Below are 17,970 nucleotides of genomic sequence, written 5' to 3' on the forward strand. Positions count from 1 at the left end.
CGATCACCCTTCATATCCGCCTCTGAGTAAGCCAACCCCTACCATATAATCCACTGCAAAACCAACTATTACCCAGTCTATTCCCCTATCTGTAAACTCTGTGCTTAAGTGAAACATTTTCAACTATCTTATGAATACTCGACATTTGACATGCACCGGGTTATCTTCAGCTATCTGGATGTCTAAACGTTTAAACGTATGCTGTGAGGGTAAAAGGTTATGCCAATTCGGGTACTGGATGAGTTACCAGCTGTCAATTTCCTGCGTGATGAGAATGTCTTTGTTATGACGACATCGCGTGCGAGTAATCAGGAGATCCGTCCGCTAAAGGTGCTCATACTTAATCTGATGCCAAAAAAGATTGAGACGGAAAACCAGTTTTTACGTCTGCTTTCTAACTCTCCTCTACAGGTTGACGTCCAGCTGTTGCGCATTGACTCGCGTGAATCCCGCAACACACCAACTGAGCACCTCAATAATTTCTACTGTAATTTCGACGATATTCAGGATGAAAACTTTGATGGGCTTATCGTGACGGGTGCACCATTAGGCCTGGTGGAATTTAACGATGTAGCCTACTGGCCGCAGATTGAACAAGTGATTCACTGGGCTAAAGATCACGTCACCTCAACGCTGTTTGTCTGTTGGGCCGTGCAGGCAGCACTTAATATTCTCTACGGTATTCCTAAGCAAACGCGCAAAGAGAAACTGTCTGGCGTATATGAGCATAACCTCACTTACCCGCATGCTCTGCTGACTCGTGGTTTTGATGACTCCTTCCTGGCTCCCCATTCACGTTACGCCGACTTCCCTGCATCGCTGATTCGTGATTACACCGATCTTGAAGTGCTGGCTGAGTCAGAAGAAGGGGATGCTTATCTTTTCGGTAGCAAAGACAAGCGCATCGCGTTTGTGACAGGCCATCCGGAATATGATTCGCACACGCTCTCAGGTGAGTATTTCCGTGATGTGGAAGCAGGTCTGAATCCTGATGTACCGTATAACTATTTCCCTGGCAATGATCCGCAGAAAAAACCACATGCAACCTGGCGTAGCCACGGAAATTTACTGTTCACAAACTGGCTGAACTACTACGTCTACCAGATTACACCGTTCGATCTACGCCATATGAACCCAACGCTCGATTAAGCGTTTCAGTATCCCGTCTACTCTACGATCAAGGCACCTTCGGGTGCCTTTTTTGTTTTCTAAAAATCACTTCCCGCACTGAATAATTTTTAACTTCATAAATATCAATATGATAAGTGATTTTAATTTCAAAAATGGAAATTGTTTTTGATTTTAGAAAATCATGAAGTAGTCTTAACCCTGTTGAGTGAAAACCAGACACTGGACGTACCAGATGAAATTGGCGTTATTGACGGGATGAGATGAGGGGAGAGATCTAATGACACAACAGACAGTTAGCGCAGAGTTGGCCTTTAGCCAGCCGTTTGGTGAACCAGAGCGACAGATACTGACGCCTGATGCAGTCGAGTTTCTCAGTGAACTCGTCACCCGCTTTACACCACAGCGTAATAAGTTGCTGGCGGCACGCACTGTACAGCAGGCGGAAATTGATGCCGGTAAACTTCCTGACTTTATTTCGGAAACCAGTTCCATTCGTGAATCTGAATGGTCTGTTCGTGGGATCCCAGCAGATTTACTGGACAGGCGTGTCGAGATTACTGGCCCGGTTGAACGCAAAATGGTGATTAATGCTTTGAACGCTAACGTCAAAGTATTCATGGCCGACTTTGAAGACTCCCTGGCACCGAGCTGGAGCAAAGTTATCGATGGTCAGATCAACTTGCGTGATGCCATCAGCGGCACCATTAGCTGGACAAACGAAGCGGGAAAAATTTACCAGTTGAAGCCTGACCCGGCGGTACTGGTGTGCCGTGTTCGTGGTCTGCACTTACCGGAAAAACACGTCATCTGGCGTGACGAACCCATCCCGGGCAGCCTGTTTGATTTCGCACTCTACTTCTTCCACAACGTAGATGCCCTGCGGGCCAAAGGAAGCGGCCCGTATTTCTACCTGCCGAAAACCCAATCCTGGCAGGAAGCGGCCTGGTGGAGCGAAGTCTTCAGCTTCACCGAAGATCATTTCACCCTGCCGCGTGGCACCATCAAAGCGACATTGCTGATTGAAACACTGCCAGCAGTATTCCAGATGGATGAGATCCTGCATGCCCTGCGCGATCATATCGTTGGCCTGAACTGCGGCCGTTGGGATTACATCTTCAGCTACATCAAAACCCTGAAAAACCATGCGGATCGCGTTCTTCCCGATCGCCAGTCCGTCACAATGGATAAGCCTTTCCTGAATGCTTACTCCCGTCTGCTTATCAAAACCTGCCATCGCCGTGGAGCTTTTGCTATGGGCGGCATGGCGGCATTTATTCCAAGTAAAGACAGCCAGCGTAATGACTGGGTGCTCAATAAAGTCAAAACGGATAAGCAAATGGAAGCGACCAATGGCCATGACGGCACATGGATTGCCCACCCGGGTCTGGCCGACACGGTGATGGAAGTCTTTAGCAAAACGTTGGGCGACGATAAAAACCAACTGCATGTTTTACGTGAAGAAGATGCTCCTGTTACCGCAGCGCAGCTACTGGAGCCGTGCCCCGGCGAGCGTACTGAAGCGGGCATGCGTGCCAACATCCGTGTTGCTGTGCAGTACATCGAAGCATGGATTTCAGGCAACGGTTGCGTGCCGATTTACGGCCTGATGGAAGATGCCGCGACAGCAGAAATCTCACGTACCTCCATCTGGCAGTGGATCCATCATGAAAAAACGCTGAGTAACGGCGAAACGGTCACTAAGGCGCTGTTCCGCCAAATGCTGGCCGAGGAGATGTTCGTTATTCAGGAAGAGTTGGGTGACAAACGTTTCAGCCAGGGGCGTTTTGATGAAGCGGCTCGCCTGATGGAGCAGATCACCACCTCCGATACGCTTATCGACTTCCTGACGCTGCCGGGCTACCGCTTACTTGCTTAATCTTACTCAATAATAATATGGAGCATCTGCCATGACTAAAATCTCTCGCACCCAACAAATCCAACAATTACAACAAGAGTGGACGCAGCCACGCTGGGAAGGAATCAAGCGCCCGTACAGCGCAGAAGAGGTGGTTAAACTGCGCGGTTCGGTGAACCCGGAATGCACGCTGGCGCAAAATGGCGCGGCGAGAATGTGGCGTTTGCTGCATGGTGAATCGAAAAAGGGTTACATCAACAGCCTTGGTGCGTTAACCGGTGGGCAGGCTTTGCAACAGGCGAAAGCCGGTATCGAAGCCATCTATCTTTCTGGCTGGCAGGTGGCGGCGGATGCCAACCTGGCTTCCAGCATGTACCCGGATCAATCTTTATACCCGGCGAACTCCGTTCCTGCGGTAGTTGATCGGATCAACAACACATTCCGCCGTGCCGATCAGATCCAATGGGCATCAAATATTGAAGAGGGCGATCCGCGTTATGTCGATTACTACCTGCCGATCGTGGCCGATGCGGAAGCCGGTTTTGGTGGCGTACTGAATGCCTTCGAGCTGATGAAGTCGATGATTCAGGCCGGTGCTGCAGCAGTTCACTTTGAGGACCAACTGGCCTCCGTGAAGAAATGCGGCCATATGGGCGGCAAAGTACTGGTTCCGACTCAGGAAGCGATTCAGAAATTAGTCGCTGCACGTCTGGCGGCAGATGTCATGGGCGTGCCAACGCTTGTGATTGCGCGTACCGATGCTGATGCGGCGGATCTCATCACCTCCGATTGTGACGAATACGACCGGGAGTTTGTGACTGGCGAGCGTACACAAGAAGGGTTCTACCGCACGCGTGCAGGCATTGAACAAGCTATCAGTCGTGGGCTTGCTTATGCGCCATACGCTGACCTGGTGTGGTGTGAAACCTCGAAGCCAGACCTCGACCAGGCTCGCCGCTTTGCTGAAGCTATTCATGCACGCTTCCCTGGCAAATTGCTGGCCTATAACTGTTCGCCATCGTTTAACTGGAAGAAAAACCTCGACGACAAAACCATTGCTTCGTTCCAGGAGGAGCTGTCAGCAATGGGCTACAAATACCAATTTATTACACTCGCGGGCATCCACAGCATGTGGTTCAACATGTTCGACCTGGCACATGCTTACGCACAGGGTGAAGGGATGCGTCATTACGTGGAAAAAGTGCAGCAGCCGGAATTTGCCGCCGCACCTGAAGGTTACACCTTCGTTTCCCATCAGCAGGAAGTGGGCACCGGTTATTTCGACCGCGTGACGACGATTATTCAAGGTGGAGCGTCTTCGGTGACTGCGTTAACGGGTTCGACGGAAGAAGAGCAATTCTAAAGCCACCCTCATCCCGACCTTCTCCCAGAGGGAGAAGGAGAAAACCAGTCCAGTCCCCTCTCCCTGTAGGAGAAGGAGAAAACCAATCCAGTCCCCTCTCCCTGTGGGAGAGGGTTAGGGTGAGGGTAAAAACCCACCATGGAGTAACTCATGACGCGTCAGCTGGAACTGTTAATTGCCCATACCATCCTGCAAGGCTTTGACGCGCAGTATGGTCGCTTTCTTGAAATAACCGCGGGTGCGCAGCAGCGGTTTGAGCAAGCGGACTGGCATGCGGTTCAGCGGGCGATGAAAAGCCGTATCCATCTCTATGATCACCACGTTGGTCTGGTGGTGGAGCAACTGCGCTGCATCACTGGTGGCCACAATACTGACGATGAGTTTTTACTGCGGGTCAAAGCGCAGTACACCCAGTTATTGCCCGATTACCCTCGTTTCGAAATTGCTGAAAGCTTCTTTAATTCGGTTTATTGTCGGCTCTTCGATCACCGCTCGTTATCTCCCGAGCGGCTTTTTATTTTTAGTTCTCAGGAAGAAAAGCGCTTTCGTGAGATCCCTCGTCCGCTGTCAAAAACCTTTAACCCTGCTGTAGCCTGGCAGCCACTTTTGCGATCTTTGCTAAGAGATTTGCCATTGCGCCTGCCGTGGCAGGATCTCGCGCGCGATGCGGGCTACATCATTGCGCATCTGACGGAAACCTTCGGAACTGATGCTTTGCAGCAGGCTTCCCTTGAAGTCGCCAACGAACTGTTTTATCGCAATAAAGCCGCCTGGCTTGTGGGTAAGTTGGTCTTGCCGGGCGGAAAAGTGCCTTTTTTATTGCCAATTCATCGCACCGATGACGGTCATCTGGTCGTTGATACCTGTTTAACCAGCACCGCCGAAGCGAGCATTGTCTTCGGTTTCGCCCGCTCCTATTTCATGGTTTATGCGCCACAACCCGCGGCTCTGGTGGAATGGTTACGCGAGTTGTTACCTGGCAAAACCACCGCTGAACTGTATATGGCGATTGGTTGCCAGAAGCACGGTAAAACAGAAAGTTACCGGGAATATCTGACCTACATTTCAGCCACTGACGAACAGTTTATCGAAGCGCCTGGTATTCGTGGCATGGTGATGCTGGTGTTTACGTTGCCCGGTTTTGACCGGGTATTCAAAGTGATTAAAGACAAGTTTGCGCCGCAAAAAGAGGTGACCGCTGAACGCGTGCGCGAATGCTATCAGCTGGTCAAAGAACACGATCGTGTCGGGCGCATGGCCGATACCCAGGAGTTTGAAAACTTTGTGCTGTCTAAACATCAAATTAGCCAGCCGCTGTTGGCATTATTACAGCAGGAAGTTCCTGAAAAATTAACCGACCTTGGCGACCGCATCGCCATTAGCCATCTGTATATTGAACGCAGAATGGTGCCACTGAATTTGTGGCTGGAGCGGGTGGAAGGTCAGCAGTTACGTGATGCGGTAGAAGAGTATGGCAATGCGATTCGCCAGCTTGCCGCCGCTAATATTTTCCCCGGCGACATGCTGTTTAAAAATTTTGGCGTGACGCGCCACGGACGAGTGGTTTTCTACGATTACGATGAAATTTGCTATATGACTGAGGTGAATTTCCGCGCTATACCGCCGCCGCGTTACCCCGAAGACGAACTCTCCGCCGAGCCCTGGTACAGCGTGGCGCCCGGCGATGTGTTCCCGGAAGAGTTTCGCCACTACTTATGCGCTGACCCGCGTATTCGCTCGATATTTGATGAGATGCACAGCGACTTGTTCCGCGCTGACTATTGGCGTGCGTTGCAGGAACGTATCCGTAATGGCCACGTAGAAGATGTTTTTGCTTATCGTAAACGCCAGCGGTTTATTGCCCGTTTTGGCGATTTAAAGCAGGCGGGTTAACGCCCGCCGCCATACGCCTGAGTAATCTCCTTCGCCGCTTTAATCACCAGCGCACCCAGCTCGGTTACACGGTCATCTGTCACGCGTGAAATTGGCCCGGAAATCGAAATTGCCGCAAAGGCTTCATGGTGCTCGTCATAAATACATGCCGCCACACAACGCAGCCCCAGCGCATGCTCTTCATCATCAAATGAATAACCACGCTTACGGGTTTGTGCCAAATCTTCTTTCAGGTGTAGCGGGGAAGTGAGCGTTGCTGGCGTATAGCTATGCAGCCCGTTGCGATGCAATAAATTGACCACCTGGTCGTCGCTCAGATTGGCGAGAAACACCTTGCCTGCGCCAGAGGCATGCATCGGCAATTTGCCACCAATCGGTGCCGACATACGCATCAACTGCGCGCATTGCACCTGGTCGATAATAATCGCCTGATGATCGCTATGGTCGAGCACCGCCAGATTCACCGTTTCACCGGAATCTTCCATCAGCTTGCGCAGCATCGGGTGAACAATTGCCAGCAGATTACGGCTTTGCAGGAAGCTACTGCCAACCACAAACGCATGTGCGCCAATCGTCCAGTGCCCTAAATCGCCAATCTGGCGTACAAAACCCAGCTGCTGCATGGTGGTTAGCAGACGATGCGTAGTGGAGTTAGGCAGGCCAGCCTGTTGTGCAAGCTCCGTCAGAGCAACACTGCCGTGCGATTCGGCAATCCATTCAAGCAGTTTCAAACCACGAGTCAGTGACTGAACTTGCCCGGTAGGCTGAGGTGCAGCGACTGTGGTAGCGCGTGGTTTTTTTCCACGTTTGGCGGGAACGGCAGCAACCATAACTGACTCCAATTTTCGTATCGTGGAAATCATTTTCGTTTTATTTGGCGACAATGCAACCAACATCAGACTCATCGGATCAGTCAGGTGAACATGTCTCATGTTCCATTGCTTTGCGACTATTACAACTTGTGACAGTATGACTTGTTGGGCTGACAGGCTTGGGTAAACAGGTGGGAGCGAGAGTGAGCAATAAATTAGAAAAACTGCATCAGCAGTTGCAACAACGCATTTTGGTACTGGATGGTGGTATGGGAACCATGATCCAGAGCTACCGTCTTGATGAGAGCGATTTCCGTGGCGAACGCTTTGCAGACTGGCCGAGTGACCTGAAAGGGAACAACGACTTGCTGGTGCTGAGCAAACCGGAAATCATTGCCGCCATTCACTACGCTTACTTTGAAGCTGGTGCCGACATCGTCGAAACCAACACCTTTAACTCAACCACAATCGCGATGGCGGATTACCAAATGGAATCCCTGTCGGCGGAAATCAACTTTGAAGCGGCAAAACTTGCCCGCGCTTGTGCCGATGAGTGGACCGCTCGTACGCCTGAAAAACCGCGCTACGTGGCTGGTGTGTTAGGCCCAACGAACCGCACAGCATCTATTTCCCCGGACGTAAACGATCCCGCTTTCCGTAACGTCACCTTTGATCAGCTGGTGGAGGCTTACCGCGAGTCCACCCGTGCGCTGGTGGAAGGGGGCTCTGACCTCATCATGATCGAAACGGTGTTCGATACTCTGAACGCCAAAGCGGCGATTTTTGCCGTTAAAACCGAATTTGAAGCGTTGGGCGTTGATTTGCCGATCATGATTTCCGGCACCATTACCGACGCCTCAGGCCGTACCCTTTCCGGCCAGACAACCGAAGCCTTCTATAACTCTTTGCGCCATGCGGATGCGCTAACCTTCGGCCTGAACTGTGCGTTGGGACCTGACGAACTGCGCCAGTATGTCGCTGAGCTTTCACGTATCGCTGACTGCTATGTTACCGCGCACCCGAACGCAGGCCTGCCGAACGCCTTCGGTGAATATGATCTCGATGCTTTTGAGATGGCGCGTCAGATTGGCGAATGGGCGCAGGCCGGTTTCCTGAATATTATCGGCGGTTGCTGCGGCACCACGCCTGCACACATTGCGGCAATGAGCAAAGCCGTGGAAGGCGTTGCTCCACGTAAAATACCCGATCTGCCAGTGGCATGCCGTCTGGCGGGTCTTGAGCCGCTAAACATTGGCGCCGACAGTCTGTTTGTGAACGTGGGTGAACGTACCAACGTCACGGGCTCTGCCAAGTTTAAGCGCCTGATCAAAGAAGAAAAATATAACGAAGCGCTGGAAGTTGCGCTTCAGCAGGTTGAAAGCGGTGCGCAAATCATCGATATCAACATGGATGAAGGGATGCTCGACGCCGAAGCGGCGATGGTGCGTTTCCTCAACCTGATTGCCGGTGAGCCGGATATCGCCCGCGTGCCCATCATGATTGACTCCTCAAAATGGGACGTCATCGAAAAAGGGCTGAAGTGCATTCAGGGCAAAGGCATCGTTAACTCCATCTCCATGAAAGAGGGCGTTGAGCCGTTTATCCATCACGCCAAACTGGTGCGCCGTTACGGTGCCGCGATGGTGGTCATGGCGTTTGATGAAATCGGCCAGGCGGATACCCGTGAGCGCAAAATCGAAATTTGCCGCCGAGCCTACAAAATTCTGACCGAAGAAGTCGGCTTCCCACCGGAAGACATTATTTTCGACCCGAACATCTTTGCGGTTGCGACCGGCATCGAAGAACACAATAACTACGCCCAGGACTTTATCGGCGCGTGTGCTGACATCAAACGCGAACTGCCTCATGCGATGATTTCTGGTGGCGTATCGAACGTGTCGTTCTCCTTCCGTGGTAACGATCCGGTGCGCGAAGCGATTCACGCGGTATTCCTCTATTACGCCATCCGTAATGGCATGGATATGGGGATCGTTAACGCCGGGCAACTGGCGATTTACGACGATCTCTCTGAAGAATTGCGTAATGCCGTTGAAGACGTGGTTTTGAACCGTCGTGATGACAGCACTGAGCGCCTGCTTGATCTGGCCGAAAAATATCGCGGCACGAAAAGTGACGATGGCGCGACAGCTCAGCAAGCCGAATGGCGTAGCTGGGATGTGGTAAAACGCCTCGAATACTCGCTGGTCAAAGGTATTACCGAATTTATCGAAGCGGATACCGAAGAAGCTCGTCAGCAAGTTGACCGGCCAATTGAAGTGATCGAAGGGCCGTTGATGTCTGGCATGAACGTGGTCGGTGATTTGTTTGGCGAAGGGAAAATGTTCCTGCCGCAGGTGGTGAAGTCCGCTCGCGTAATGAAACAGGCGGTGGCGTATCTCGAACCGTACATTGAAGCCAGCAAAGAAAAAGGCTCGACCAACGGCAAAATCGTGCTCGCGACGGTGAAAGGCGACGTTCATGACATCGGCAAAAACATCGTGGGTGTGGTGCTGCAATGTAACAACTACGAAATCATCGACCTTGGCGTCATGGTGCCAACTGAGAAGATTTTGAAAACGGCACGTGAAGTGGGGGCGGATATTATTGGCCTTTCCGGGCTGATTACGCCGTCGCTCGATGAGATGGTGAACGTTGCCAAAGAGATGGAGCGCCAGGGCTTTACGCTGCCACTGCTAATTGGCGGGGCAACCACCTCTAAAGCGCACACCGCGGTTAAGATCGAGCAGAACTACAGCGGCCCGACCGTTTATGTGCAGAACGCCTCGCGCACGGTCGGCGTGGTTTCAGCGCTGCTCTCGCCGACTCAGCACGACGATTTCGTTGCCCGCACGCGCAAAGAATATGTCACCGTGCGTACCCAACACGCACGTAAAAAACCGCGTACTCCGCCGGTTACACTTGCCGCTGCACGTGAAAACGACCTGGCATTTGACTGGTCAAGCTACACGCCGCCAGTTCCCCATCGTCCGGGCGTGCAAGAAGTCACCGCCAGCATCGAAACGCTGCGCAATTACATCGACTGGACGCCGTTCTTTATGACCTGGTCGCTGGCCGGGAAATATCCACGCATCCTGGAAGATGAAGTGGTGGGTGAAGAAGCCAAACGCTTGTTCAAAGATGCTAACGACATGCTCGATAAATTGCATACGGAAAAGCTACTGACGCCGCGTGGCGTGGTCGGCCTGTTCCCGGCCAACCGCGTGGATGACGACATCGAAATCTATCGCGATGAGTCCAGGACTCGCGTGCAAACGGTGGCTCATCACTTGCGTCAGCAAACCGAGAAAGTTGGTTTTGCCAACTATTGCCTGGCCGACTTTGTTGCGCCAAAGCACAGCGGCAAAGCGGATTACATCGGCGCGTTTGCGGTCACGGGTGGCATGGAAGAAGACGCATTAGCGGAAGGTTATGAAGCACAGCATGATGATTACAACAAAATCATGGTGAAAGCGTTGTCTGACCGTCTGGCTGAAGCTTTTGCGGAATATTTGCATGAGCGTGTGCGTAAGGTTTACTGGGGCTACGCGCCGACGGAAAACCTCAGCAACGAAGATCTTATCCGCGAAAACTACCAGGGGATTCGCCCGGCACCGGGTTACCCGGCGTGCCCGGAACACACCGAAAAAGCAACTATCTGGGAATTGCTGGACGTCGAAAATGTGGTGGGGATGAAACTCACAGAATCTTACGCCATGTGGCCAGGTGCATCAGTTTCCGGCTGGTACTTCAGCCATCCTGACAGCAAATATTACGCCGTGGCACAGATTCAGCGTGACCAGGTGCAAGATTATGCGCGTCGTAAAGGGATGTCGGTCACCGATGTGGAACGCTGGTTAGCACCTAACTTAGGTTACGACGCGGACTAGTTCGCTTCGGCCTGGTTTACTTGCCATTTTGAACTTGGCAGTGCTCGCCCCGTCACGTACTACGTGTACGCTCCGGTGGCTGTGCGCTGTCCGAGTTCAAACTGGCTGCGACACCGACGGTCGATCAATGAATTCCTTCCTGTCCCTCTTCTTACATCCCGAAACGTTTATTTGTCGCCAGGCGTTATATACTGGAAAGAGAAGGAATTTCGAAGAGTTACCCAAAATAATTCGAGTTGTATGAACGAGTGCAGCCAACGCTCATACAACTTGAAGTATGACGGGTATAAAATTTTCCAGGAGAAAGTGTGCTGACATTACTGCATCTACTTTCTGCGGTGGCGCTACTGGTCTGGGGCACGCACATAGTGCGGACCGGAATCATGCGCGTATACGGTGCAAATCTTCGTAGCGTACTCAGCCGCAGTGTTGAAAAAAAACCGTTCGCCTTTTGTGCCGGGATTGGTGTTACCGCGCTGGTGCAAAGCAGCAACGCGACCACCATGTTGGTCACCTCTTTTGTGGCACAGGATCTGGTGGCGCTTACTCCTGCGCTGGTTATTGTGCTTGGGGCCGATGTCGGTACTGCGCTGATGGCGCGAATCCTGACCTTCGATCTTTCCTGGCTTTCACCGCTACTCATCTTCATCGGCGTTATTTTCTTCCTTAGCCGCAAACAAACTCGCGCCGGGCAACTCGGGCGTGTGGGGATTGGCCTCGGGCTGATTTTGCTGGCGCTGGAGCTGATTGTTGCTGCCGTGACGCCGATAACCCAGGCCTCTGGCGTACAGGTTATTTTCGCCTCGCTGACGGGCGATATCATGCTTGATGCGCTGATTGGCGCAATGTTCGCCATTATCAGTTATTCCAGCCTGGCCGCTGTGCTGCTGACCGCCACGCTTACGTCCGCTGGCATTATCTCGTTCGATGTCGCGCTATGTCTGGTGATTGGTGCCAACCTTGGCTCAGGCCTGTTGGCGATGATCAATAACAGTACCGCCAATGCGGCCGCTCGCCGTGTCGCGTTAGGAAGCCTGCTCTTTAAGCTGGTGGGCGGCATCATTGTGCTGCCGTTCGTTCATATTCTTGCCGATGCGATGCAAAAACTCTCGCAGCCGGAATCTGAACTGGTTATCTATTTCCACGTGTTCTATAACCTGATTCGCTGCCTGGCAATGGTGCCATTTGCGGGCGCGATGGCGCGTTTTTGCCGGAGTGTCATCAGCGAAGTGCCAGAAGTTGATGCGCGCATGAAACCAAAACATCTTGATGTCACCGCTCTGGATACGCCAGCACTTGGGCTTTCCAACGCGGCGCGTGAAACCTTGCGTATGGGCGATGTTCTGGAGCAGATGCTGGAAACCTGGAGCAAGGTCATGCACGGTGAGCCGCGCCAGGAGAAAGAGTTGCGTAAGCTTGCCGACGATGTCGACGTGCTCTATACCGCGATCAAACTGTATATGGCGCAGATGCAAAAAGAGGAGCTGGCAGAAGTCGAATCTCGTCGCTGGGCGGAAATTATTGAGATGTCATTAAACCTCGAACAGGCGGCGGATATTCTTGAACGCATGGGCAGCGAAGTGGCGGATAAATCGCTGGCGGCACGCCGGGCATTCTCGCCAGACGGTCTGAAAGAGCTGGATATTCTGCTTCAACAATTAACCAGCAACCTGAAACTCAGCCTGTCGGTGTTCTTCTCTGCGGACGTAAACAGTGCACGCCGTTTGCGCCGTAATAAGCATCGCTTCCGCATTCTGAACCGCCGCTTCTCGCATGCGCACGTAGATCGCCTGCATCAGCAAAACGTGCAAAGCATCGAAACTAGCTCACTGCACCTCGGTTTACTCGGGGATATGAAACGCCTTAACTCACTGTTTTGTGCCGTCGCTTACAGCGTTCTGGAGCAGCCGGATGACGACGAAAGGGACGAATACTAATTATCCTGGCGTGGCTATCTGTTTATAATCGGGACGGTAATTTTTATATAAAAGGAATTTAATGATGAAGCTAAAACAGATACTTGCCAGTGTGCTTTGCGTTGTAGTGCTAGGCGGTTGTGCAGCACTCGAGCGAACCGAGCCAGTGCGCACACCGCAGACCATTATCACTCAGCATGTGACAGTTGAGCAGGTCAAGGATGCAATCATCAATGCAGGACAGGGGCGCGATTGGATAATGTCGGTTGCAGGGCCTGGCGTGATTAATGCGACACAGAATATCCGTAAGCACAGCGTCACGGTTCGCATTAACTACAGTGAAAGAAACTACTCAATTAACTATGTCAGCAGCGTGAATTTGTTGGCATCCGATGGCGAAATTCACCGTTCTTATAATCACTGGGTGAATAATCTGGATAAAGATATTCAGAAACGGTTAGCGATAACTGCCGCAGCGCCGAAGTAGGCGATTAATCGCGGGTGATGAATTTCTGATTTATCACCCGTGTTTTCAATTAAGAGTTAGGGACTTTTGTCGTCAGCTCGATTCCCAAAGCTTTCATCACTGCCAGCGTGCTTTTGAGCGTAGGATTTCCTTCTTCACTAAACGAACGATACAACTGCTCACGTGACAGTCCTGTTTCGGTGGCGACGGATGTCATGCCTTTTGCTCGTGCAACAACGCCGAGTGCCTGAGCTATAAATGCAGCATCACCGGTTTCTAATGCATCAGCCATGAAAAAGGCAATTGCTTCATCATTTACTAAAGCCGCTGCAGGATCGTAATCGGTTACTTTAATTTTCATCTTCTTCATCCTCATCAACCCATGTTCGGGCTAGCATTTTTGCCAGATGTATATCTCGTGATTGCGAACTTTTATTGCCTCCACATAGCAACAAAACAAGCGTTTCTGCTCGTTGCTGAAAGTAGACACGATAACCGGGCCCATAATGAATTCTGAGTTCGCTAATACCGTCACCTACCGGCTGAACATCGCCTTTTAGTCCGTTAGCAAGACGAAGTAATCGAACAGCAATTAAGGCTTTAGCTTGAATGTCTTTAAGGTTCACTTCCCATAAGCGAAACGCTTCGGTTTGCTTGATTATATTTATGTCCATTGTAGTTTATAAAATACTTTAAGGAAAGAGAGTCGAGAACCGAAAGTATTCGTTCCTGGTTGTTCCCTACAACCCGGCCGTTAATTTTCTGGAAAGTACGCCGCAACTCACTTTTTCTCTCTGCGAGGAGCATCCAGATAATCAGACAATGTGCGCTCTTCCTGTTCGCATCGCCCCTCAGGTAAGGTATATTCCGGGTTTTACGGAGGAACCATGCTGACCAACTCATCAATACGTCTGAACAAATACATTAGCGAGAGCGGTATCTGCTCCCGCCGTGACGCCGATCGTTACATCGAACAGGGAAATGTTTTTATTAACGGCAAACGCGCCGCGATTGGCGATCAGGTATTTGCCGGAGATGTGGTGAAGGTCAACGGTCAGTTAATTGAACCCCGTGACGAAGACGATTTAGTGCTTATCGCGCTGAATAAACCGGTGGGTATCGTGAGTACCACCGAAGATGGTGAGAAAGACAACATTGTTGATTTCGTTAACCATAGCAAACGCGTTTTCCCGATTGGGCGTTTAGATAAAGACTCTCAGGGTCTGATTTTCCTGACCAACCATGGCGATCTGGTCAATAAAATCCTGCGAGCCGGGAACGACCACGAAAAAGAATACGTCGTCACGGTCAATAAGCCGGTGACTGACGATTTTATTCGCGGCATGGGTGCAGGCGTTCCGATGTTGGGGACGGTCACTAAAAAATGCAAAGTGAAAAAAGAAGCGCCGTTTGTGTTTCGCATTACCCTCGTTCAAGGGCTTAACCGCCAGATTCGCCGCATGTGCGAACACTTTGGTTATGAAGTGACGAAACTTGAGCGTACTCGCATTATGAACGTCAGCATGAAAGGGCTGCCGTTGGGTGAATGGCGTGATTTGACCGACGATGAACTGGTCGAGTTGTTTAAGCTGATTGAGAATTCGTCTTCTGAAGCGAAACCGGCGGCCAAAGCAAAAGCTAAACCGAAGGCGGTTGCAGTTGCGGTGAAAAAACCTGTCGTTAGCGGGCCGAAGAGTGCTGCTAAAACCCCGGCAGAGCTGGCTTCACGTAAACGTTTTGCTCAGCCAGGGCGCAAGAAGAAGGGGCGCTAAATTAGCGCTTCCCACGTGAATGGCTGTTTGCAGACCAGGAGTAAGTTGCAGATGTATCTGGTTTTGCCGCTTTTTGCTTTTTAATCTGGCGGACTTTTTTGGCCTCCTGTTCACGCGCTGCTATCAGTTGGTCAATATAAGTTTTTTTAACGTGGTTGATTTCTGAGTTTGTCAGGGGGCGACCATGGGCGATGCGTGCGCGGTCAAGCCGCGTTTTCAATTCGCGCTGCTCGGCTTCGGTCATGTCTTGCTGTGTCAGTCTTGATGTGGACATTATTGCGGCCTCTTAAGAAGTGGCCTCCAGTGTAAAGCAAACTGCTCCCAGGCTCAGTAAAAATCAGCGTCTGGTCGCAAAGTTACCCTAAAATGTTGGTAAATATGCTCAGCTTCATGGGCAGGTTTGTCAGCGTTTCGTTGAGTTAAAAGCAAAAAACCCGGTTTCCCGGGTTTTTTTGTATCTGCTCATTTTCAGGCGCGGCGTTTCTTCAAACTTTTATCGTTATTCTCATCAACCGGTTTGCCGGACCAGTAACCTGCCAGCAGTGAGCCAGAAAGGTTGTGCCACACCGAGAACAGTGCGCCGGGCAGGGCAGCCAACGGCGAGAAGTAGATTTTGCCGAGCGTGGCAGCAAGCCCGGAGTTCTGCATACCGACTTCAATTGCCAGCGTGCGGCATGTGGATTCGTCGAAGCCAAACAGGCGCCCGCCCCAATAACCGCTCAACAAGCCAATTCCGTTATGCAAAATCACAGCAACAATAACCATCAAACCCACAGACGCGATGTGAGAGGCTGAACCTGCCACCACCGCGCTGATGATTGCCAGAATACAGAGCATCGAAAATGCAGGCAGATAAGGCTCAACGCGCTTCACAAGGCGTGGGAACAGGTGGTGCACGATCAAACCCAGACCAATAGGAATAACCACGATTTGCAGGATGCTCAGTAACATGCCCATCACGTCGACTTTGATATCTGCATCAACATACAGACGAGTAAGCAACGGTGTCGCGAAGACGCCTACCAGAGTGGACACCGAAGAAATCGTCACTGACAGCGCCACATCCCCTTTTGCCAGATAAATCATGACATTTGATGCCGTTCCGCTCGCTACGCTGCCGACCAAAACCATACCTGCTGAGAGGTCCGGCGGCATATGAAACAGCTTCGCCAGAACCCAGGCGGCCAGCGGCATAACCAGGTAATGCAAGAACGTGCCCGCCGCGACAGGTGCCGGGCGCGACAGCACGCGTTTAAAATCATCAATACGCAGATGCACGCCCATGCCGAACATAATCAGCATTAAAAGCGTGCTGACCCACGGGCCAATAGGTGTGAACGTGCCGGGAGTGTAATAAGCGAGTACAGACAGCAGCACCGCCCACAGCGGAAACAGCCGGGTTAATGAAGCGAGCATAGTAAGATCCTTGCAAGTGTTGTGTTGTTTTATGGTTATAAAAATGCCGGGATCGAGCCCGGCATTTGGTATTAATTACTTATGTAGAAATTTTATTCAAACAGATTGTGATGAAGTGTCTGCACCACTTGTTCTGCGTCGTCGCCAGGCACCAGGAAACAGAGGTTGTAGCTGGATGCGCCATAGCAAATCATGCGGATATTGAAGGGGTCGAGAACGCCAAACACCTCTTTGCCCACGCCGCAGGCCTGGGATAGTTTGTTGCCGATGATGGCAATCAGCGCGAGGTTTTCTTCCACTTCTACACGACACAGTGAGGAAAGTTCGGTCAGCAGCGACGTGGTCAGTGGGCTATCACTATTGGACGTTGAACCCGTGGTATCGAGCGTCAGTGCAATGCTAACTTCTGAAGTGGTAATCAAATCAACAGAAACATTATGTTGCGCCAGAATGTTGAACACTTCCGCCAGGAAACCATGGGCGTGTAGCATGCTCAGGCTATTCAGCGTCACTAGGGTTTGTTTACGACGTAATGCCAGAGCACGGAACAGCGGTGGATTTTCTGTTTTGTTACAAACCAGTGTACCGCCCGCTTTCGGATCTTTGCTGGAGCCAACGAAGACAGGAATATCACTGCGAACCGCAGGCATTAATGTCGCCGGGTGCAGGACTTTTGCCCCGAACGTCGCCATTTCAGCCGCTTCTTCAAAAGCAATTCGGTCGATACGTTTTGCCGCTGGCACCACGCGCGGGTCGGTGGTGTAAATGCCCGGCACGTCAGTCCAGATATCAACACGGCTGGCATGCAGCGCTTCGCCCAGCAGTGCCGCAGTGTAGTCACTGCCGCCACGGCCAAGCGTTGTGGTGCGTCCTTTCGCTTCGCTACCGATAAAGCCTTGAGTAATAATCAGGGACTCTGCAAGACGTGGCAAAAGCTGTTGGCTGGCCAGTTCTGCTAATGTGGCGATATCCGGTTCTGCGCGGCCAAAACGGTCGTTAGTGTGCATAATTTTACGGATATCAAACCATTGCGCGTCGACTTTGCGCTCACGCAGGATCTCGACAAACAGCAGCGTAGACATCAGCTCGCCATGGCTCACCAGTTCGTCAGTTAACGCAGTAGAGGTCGCCAGTGATGCCGCTTCGGCCAGAGTGGTGATGTTTTCAAGCAGGCGCTCGACTTCTTCGCGAATGATTTGCGGGTTAGCCAGGCGCTCGACAATGTCATATTGAATTTTGCGAATCGCATCGAGCTTAACAAAACGCTCTGTAGCTTCCAGTCCGCCTGCCAGCGCCACCAGCAAATTGGTGATACCCGCCGATGCGGAAAGGACGACAACGCGAACGTTTTCATCAGCCAGCACCACGTCGGCGCTGCGGTTCATCGCGTCGTAATCAGCAACGCTGGTGCCGCCAAATTTGGCAATAACGGTTTGTGGGTAGGACATTACAGCCTCGT

At 51.6% G+C, this 17,970-nt stretch carries 14 protein-coding genes; 8 read left to right on the forward strand and 6 right to left on the reverse strand.

Annotation, left to right across the window (positions count from 1 at the left end; genetic code table 11):
- The first annotated feature begins 219 nt into the window (after window positions 1-219).
- The 4 genes from metA to aceK all read left to right on the forward strand — a co-directional run bounded on the left by metA (window position 220) and on the right by aceK (window position 6,242).
- Window positions 220-1,149, forward strand: coding sequence for a homoserine O-acetyltransferase MetA (metA, locus tag M975_RS20240; RefSeq protein WP_064515315.1), 930 nt, complete (start codon window positions 220-222; stop codon window positions 1,147-1,149).
- A gap of 259 nt (window positions 1,150-1,408) precedes the next feature.
- Window positions 1,409-3,007 (forward strand): malate synthase A, encoded by a 1,599-nt coding sequence (gene aceB / locus M975_RS20245; protein WP_064561681.1) that lies wholly within the window; start codon window positions 1,409-1,411, stop codon window positions 3,005-3,007.
- 31 nt (window positions 3,008-3,038) lie between these two features.
- A complete protein-coding gene (gene aceA / locus M975_RS20250; RefSeq protein WP_064561682.1) occupies window positions 3,039-4,349 on the forward strand; it encodes an isocitrate lyase in 1,311 nt (436 codons plus the stop codon).
- Window positions 4,350-4,499: 150 nt separating this feature from the next.
- Window positions 4,500-6,242, forward strand: coding sequence for a bifunctional isocitrate dehydrogenase kinase/phosphatase (aceK, locus tag M975_RS20255; protein ID WP_064561683.1), 1,743 nt, complete (start codon window positions 4,500-4,502; stop codon window positions 6,240-6,242).
- Here aceK and iclR read toward each other — a convergent pair.
- Window positions 6,239-7,072: a glyoxylate bypass operon transcriptional repressor IclR gene (gene iclR / locus M975_RS20260; protein ID WP_064515489.1), complete on the reverse strand. Its 834-nt coding sequence runs from the start codon at window positions 7,070-7,072 to the stop codon at window positions 6,239-6,241. The two genes, aceK and iclR, sit on opposite strands and share 4 nt — an antisense overlap.
- A gap of 185 nt (window positions 7,073-7,257) precedes the next feature.
- Between iclR and metH the strand changes: the two genes are divergently transcribed.
- From metH to M975_RS20275, 3 genes are all read left to right on the forward strand, one after another.
- Window positions 7,258-10,941, forward strand: a complete 3,684-nt coding sequence (gene metH, locus M975_RS20265) for a methionine synthase (protein ID WP_064561684.1) — start codon at window positions 7,258-7,260, stop codon at window positions 10,939-10,941.
- 308 nt (window positions 10,942-11,249) lie between these two features.
- Complete coding sequence (locus M975_RS20270) at window positions 11,250-12,878, forward strand: Na/Pi cotransporter family protein (RefSeq protein ID WP_064561685.1); 1,629 nt, start codon at window positions 11,250-11,252, stop codon at window positions 12,876-12,878.
- Between the two features lie 61 nt (window positions 12,879-12,939).
- Entirely contained in the window at window positions 12,940-13,344 is a 405-nt protein-coding gene (locus M975_RS20275; protein WP_083967917.1) for a hypothetical protein, read from the forward strand.
- Window positions 13,345-13,393: 49 nt separating this feature from the next.
- Here the strand turns inward: M975_RS20275 and M975_RS20280 are convergent, their stop codons facing one another.
- Complete coding sequence (locus tag M975_RS20280) at window positions 13,394-13,684, reverse strand: addiction module antidote protein (RefSeq protein ID WP_064561687.1); 291 nt, start codon at window positions 13,682-13,684, stop codon at window positions 13,394-13,396.
- A complete protein-coding gene (locus M975_RS20285; RefSeq protein WP_064561688.1) occupies window positions 13,674-13,997 on the reverse strand; it encodes a type II toxin-antitoxin system RelE/ParE family toxin in 324 nt (107 codons plus the stop codon). The genes M975_RS20280 and M975_RS20285 overlap by 11 nt, the downstream gene beginning before the upstream one ends.
- A 213-nt stretch (window positions 13,998-14,210) precedes the next feature.
- Here M975_RS20285 and rluF point away from each other — a divergent pair, with 213 nt between their 5' ends.
- Window positions 14,211-15,095 (forward strand): 23S rRNA pseudouridine(2604) synthase RluF, encoded by an 885-nt coding sequence (gene rluF, locus M975_RS20290; protein WP_064561689.1) that lies wholly within the window; start codon window positions 14,211-14,213, stop codon window positions 15,093-15,095.
- Between the two features lies 1 nt (window position 15,096).
- Here the strand turns inward: rluF and M975_RS20295 are convergent, their stop codons facing one another.
- The 3 genes from M975_RS20295 to lysC all read right to left on the reverse strand — a co-directional run bounded on the left by M975_RS20295 (window position 15,097) and on the right by lysC (window position 17,959).
- Window positions 15,097-15,369 (reverse strand): YjbD family protein, encoded by a 273-nt coding sequence (locus tag M975_RS20295; RefSeq protein ID WP_064515331.1) that lies wholly within the window; start codon window positions 15,367-15,369, stop codon window positions 15,097-15,099.
- Between the two features lie 194 nt (window positions 15,370-15,563).
- Window positions 15,564-16,511 (reverse strand): ketopantoate/pantoate/pantothenate transporter PanS, encoded by a 948-nt coding sequence (gene panS / locus M975_RS20300; RefSeq protein WP_064561690.1) that lies wholly within the window; start codon window positions 16,509-16,511, stop codon window positions 15,564-15,566.
- A gap of 92 nt (window positions 16,512-16,603) precedes the next feature.
- Window positions 16,604-17,959 carry a lysine-sensitive aspartokinase 3 gene (gene lysC, locus M975_RS20305; protein ID WP_064561691.1) on the reverse strand — a complete coding sequence of 452 codons (1,356 nt, stop codon included), beginning with the start codon at window positions 17,957-17,959 and terminating at the stop codon, window positions 16,604-16,606.
- Window positions 17,960-17,970 lie beyond the last annotated feature (11 nt).

The sequence above is a fragment of the Buttiauxella brennerae ATCC 51605 genome, from assembly GCF_001654925.1.
Taxonomy (GTDB): Bacteria; Pseudomonadota; Gammaproteobacteria; order Enterobacterales; family Enterobacteriaceae; genus Buttiauxella; species Buttiauxella brennerae.